The sequence below is a fragment of the bacterium genome (genome assembly GCA_035549195.1).
Taxonomy (GTDB): Bacteria; Oederibacteriota; Muellerivitia; order Muellerivitales; family Muellerivitaceae; genus DASZRK01.
Window position 1 is genome coordinate 1 of the sequence record DASZRK010000019.1, and the last position, 2,035, is coordinate 2,035.

Annotated in this window: 4 protein-coding genes and 1 tRNA gene; 2 read left to right on the plus strand and 3 right to left on the minus strand. The window is 57.1% G+C overall.

Annotated elements, in window-relative coordinates; all coding sequences use genetic code 11:
- From VHE12_05630 to VHE12_05640, 3 genes are all read right to left on the minus strand, one after another.
- Positions 1–155: LacI family DNA-binding transcriptional regulator (locus tag VHE12_05630; GenBank protein HVZ80271.1), on the minus strand; the 155-nt coding region annotated here is incomplete at its 3' end.
- 71 nt (positions 156–226) lie between these two features.
- Positions 227–718: a peptidylprolyl isomerase gene (locus VHE12_05635; GenBank protein ID HVZ80272.1), complete on the minus strand. Its 492-nt coding sequence runs from the start codon at positions 716–718 to the stop codon at positions 227–229.
- 16 nt (positions 719–734) lie between these two features.
- Positions 735–1,229, minus strand: a complete 495-nt coding sequence (locus VHE12_05640; protein HVZ80273.1) for a peptidylprolyl isomerase — start codon at positions 1,227–1,229, stop codon at positions 735–737.
- A 160-nt stretch (positions 1,230–1,389) separates the two neighbouring features.
- Between VHE12_05640 and VHE12_05645 the strand changes: the two genes are divergently transcribed.
- Both VHE12_05645 and VHE12_05650 read left to right on the plus strand, forming a co-directional pair.
- Positions 1,390–1,465 (plus strand) — tRNA-Glu (locus tag VHE12_05645).
- Positions 1,466–1,491: 26 nt separating this feature from the next.
- The coding region (locus VHE12_05650) for an N-acetyl-gamma-glutamyl-phosphate reductase (protein ID HVZ80274.1) at positions 1,492–2,035 on the plus strand (544 nt) is incomplete at its 3' end.

The following is a 2,035-nucleotide window of genomic DNA, read 5'->3' on the forward strand; positions in this document are numbered from 1 at the left end:
GTGTTGGGGTAATAACCGAGTTCCTTGAGGATGTTCTCGATCCGTTGTTGGGTCTTGACCCCGACCTTGTGGATGTCCTTCTGGTTCACGACCCGGGAGACCGTCGCGACCGAGACCCCCGCTTTTTGGGCGACATCCTTGATCGTAATGGCCATGGCACCGTCCCCCTTTCATCGTCTGGATCCGCCGAACAAGCGTTGGATGGGCCTTCGACCGGCCCCCGTCCTCATTTTGGAAGCAGTGTCACTTTCAGCATCTTGTCACTTTTTCGCAGTTTAAGGACCGTGTCCATCCCCTCGATGACTTGGCCGAACACCGCGTAATTATTGTCCAGGAAATGGGCGTCCGCCAGGCAGACGTAGAATTGGGAAGAAGCCGAGTTGGGATCCTGGGACCTAGCCATCCCAAGGGCACCGGCCACATGCTGGTGGGCGGTGATCTCCAGCGGTATGGTCTTTCCCGAACCACCCATGCCGGTCCCGAGAGGGTCCCCGCCCTGGATGACGAAGTTCGGCTCATAGCGGTGGAAGGTCAGGCCGTTGTAGAAACCTTTGGAGACAAGGTCGGCGAAGTTCTGGGTCGTGATGGGGACATCACTGAAAAGCTCCGCTTTGAAATTCCCCTGGGTGGTCTCAAAGAGCACCTTGGGATTTGGCTTCGAGGTACACCCCGCCAAAAGGATGAGAACAGCCGATAGGATCAATGATCGCCGGAACATCCGCGCTCCTTATAGTTTATTTCTTGGTCACCTTGACCATCTTGTCGTTCTTCCTGAGCTTAAGGACGTTTTCGAACCCTTCCACGATCCGTCCGAAAACGGCGTAGTTATTATCAAGGAAATGAGCGTCGGAAAGGCAGACATAGAACTGGGAAGAAGCGGAATTGGGATCCTGGGACCGGGCCATGCCCAATGCGCCTTTTTCGTGCTGATGGGCGGTGATCTCCAAAGGGATCCGTTTGTCCGACCCGCCCATGCCCGTGCCGGTCGGATCCCCCCCTTGGATGACGAAATTCGGTTCGAACCGGTGGAAGATCAGGCCATCATAGAATCCCCGGGCGACGAGGCCTAAAAAGTTCTCAGCCGTGGCGGGCACATCGGCGAATATCTCGGCCGTGAAGGCCCCTTGGCTGGTCTCAAAATGGACCAGGGCATTCCCCGATGGGGCGGCGGGACGGACAACCTGCTTTTTAGCGGCCGTCTTGGAAGGTTTCTTTTTCTTTTTGGTCATGGTCCGTTCCTCGTGTTCGATGGTCCATGATAATTCCATTTTCATCGAGCGTCACCGTAGAACCTCCGGATATTCCCATCCTTCCCCGCCAGGACCTTTCCTTGACTTCACTCATAGCGTCCCCTAGAATCTGCCTTCTTTTCGGGCCTTTCCAACACAGGACCCCATCGTCTAGAGGCCTAGGACACCTGGTTTTCATCCAGGCAACACGGGTTCGAATCCCGTTGGGGTCGCCAATTCCCATCCGCCAAGGGGTGACATCATGATCAGAGCCGGAATCTACGGTGCCACTGGATATATGGGCGGCGAGGTCCTGCGGGTCCTGATGGACCACCCTGACGTGGAGATCGCCTGGGCCACCAGCCGCAGCGACGCCCAAGTGGCCGATTATCATCCGAATCTTTATGGGACCGACCTCAGGTTCATCCGGCCCGACCAGACCACTCCTTGTGATGTGGTCTTCATGGCCTTGCCGACCGGGGTCCCCATGGAACTGGCTTCGAAATTCCTGAAGGAAGGGGCCAAGGTCATCGACCTGGGAGCCGACTTCCGTCTCAAGAGCCGCCCCCTTTGGGAAAAGGTCTACAAGAAAAAACATAAGAGCTGGAACTTGGCCAAGGAAGCCGTTTATGGCATCCCGGAATTGCACCGGGAGGAGATCCAGAAAGCACGGGTCATCGCCAACCCGGGCTGTTTCGCCTCCGCAGCGATCCTGGGCCTGGCCCCCTTGGTCGCCGAAGGCCTGATCGATACCACCAAGATCGTCGTGGATGGCATCTCCGGGACCGCCGGTATCGGGGCCGACC

Coding starts and splice junctions, on each gene's coding strand:
- VHE12_05640 (HVZ80273.1), bottom strand. CDS start 1,229: ATGACCAAAAAGAAAAAGAAACCTTCCAAGACGGCCGCTAAAAAGCAG.
- VHE12_05635 (HVZ80272.1), bottom strand. CDS start 718: ATGTTCCGGCGATCATTGATCCTATCGGCTGTTCTCATCCTTTTGGCG.